The sequence below is a fragment of the Thauera sp. 27 genome (assembly GCF_000310125.2).
GTDB classification, from domain to species: Bacteria; Pseudomonadota; Gammaproteobacteria; order Burkholderiales; family Rhodocyclaceae; genus Thauera; species Thauera mechernichensis.
In genome coordinates this window covers 1-1,239 of the sequence record NZ_AMXB01000093.1, presented here as the reverse complement: position 1 = coordinate 1,239, position 1,239 = coordinate 1, and the positions used below count along the sequence as shown (strand labels likewise).

General features: G+C 64.2%; 2 protein-coding genes. Both read right to left on the bottom strand.

The genetic code is table 11. The features are described from left to right. Positions 1 to 126: 126 nt before the first annotated feature. Positions 127 to 447 carry a helix-turn-helix domain-containing transcriptional regulator gene (locus B447_RS21510; RefSeq protein WP_004249309.1) on the bottom strand — a complete coding sequence of 107 codons (321 nt, stop codon included), beginning with the start codon at positions 445 to 447 and terminating at the stop codon, positions 127 to 129. Positions 448 to 450: 3 nt separating this feature from the next. Then, positions 451 to 789, bottom strand: coding sequence for a type II toxin-antitoxin system RelE/ParE family toxin (locus B447_RS21505; protein WP_037983492.1), 339 nt, complete (start codon positions 787 to 789; stop codon positions 451 to 453). Positions 790 to 1,239: the final 450 nt, after the last annotated feature.

The window sequence follows — 1,239 nt, the reverse complement described above, 5'->3', positions numbered from 1 at the left end:
CGCGGCTCGCGCCGCTCCCACAGCAAAGCCCACAGCCGCGGCTCTCCCCCCCCAGTGGGAGCGGCGCCAGCCGCGAGGGGTTGAAGGCGACGTGGCCCGGCGTTTAGGTGAGACGGCCGGCTTCGGTTAAGCCATCGACACGTAGGTGCGAACCTCGACCTTCAGCGCGCGTTTGATGGCGGCGAAGATCGCCGAGATGTTGCTCATTGTCGGATTGCCCGAGGCCGACAGCATCCGGTGCAGGCTCTTGGCCGGTTTGTGGATTTCTTCGGCCAGCGATTCGAAGCCGATCGTTGCGTTGACCAGGTCACGCAGGATCAATCTGGCGGTGTCGGGTTCGCCGTCTATGAACAGGGTGATCGCCTCGTCGAGCAGTGCCTGGGCAAAGGCCGGATCGTTTTGCACCCGGGCAGCAACGGTTTCCTTGAAGTCTCGGGTCAATGCCATTGTTCATGCTCCTTTCTGCGTTTGCGCCTTGCGACGCTTGTACTCTTCCCACAACGCGACCGCCTCGTCGATGTCCTTTTGTTGGCGTTTCTTGCTGCCGCCGCCGAGCAGGACAACGATCCTCAGGCCGTCCTTGGCCAGATAGACGCGGTAGCCCGGCCCCCAGTCGATCTTGTACTCGCCAATGCCTCGGAACCACTCCACGTTGGATAGGTTGCCTTGTTCAATCCGTGCGGCAGCAATGGTGACTTTTGCGGCAGCCATCGGATCGAGTGCGGAGAACCAGCGGGCATATGGACTGCTGCCGTCGGGGAGGAGCAGTTCCTTGACTTGGTAGGTCATTGGCCGAAAGGTAACATAGAAGTAGCTATAGGTGGGCGCCTCGAAGCGGCCCCATTGGCGCAGCAAGCTGAGGACGATTCGCTGAGAGTTATGCTAACGGACTTTCTGCGCCTGCGGCTTGCCAGCGCACTCAACCGTCGTCCGCCACGCCAAAAAGCTCGCGGCTCGCGCCGCTCCTACGGCGAAGCCCAGCGGCGTAGGTTTCCGTGGGAGCGGCGCCAGCCGCGAGGTGTTGAAGGCGACACGCCCATCGTAGCCGCCCAAAAAGCTCGCGGCTCGCGCCGCGCCTACAGCAAACCCCCCGCCGCGGGTCTCCCCCCTCCCTGTGGGAGCGGCGCCAGCCGCGAGGGGTTGAAGGCGACACGCCCATCGTAGCCGCCCAAAAAGCTCGCGGCTTGCGCCGCTCCCACAGCAAGCCCCCCCGCCGCGGGTCCCCCGCCCCAGTGGGAG

What these genes read in the sequence shown, in the direction of transcription:
- B447_RS21510 (WP_004249309.1), bottom strand. Translation starts at nt 447, where the DNA reads ATGGCATTGACCCGAGACTTCAAGGAAACCGTTGCTGCCCGGGTGCAA.
- B447_RS21505 (WP_037983492.1), bottom strand. Translation starts at nt 789, where the DNA reads ATGACCTACCAAGTCAAGGAACTGCTCCTCCCCGACGGCAGCAGTCCA.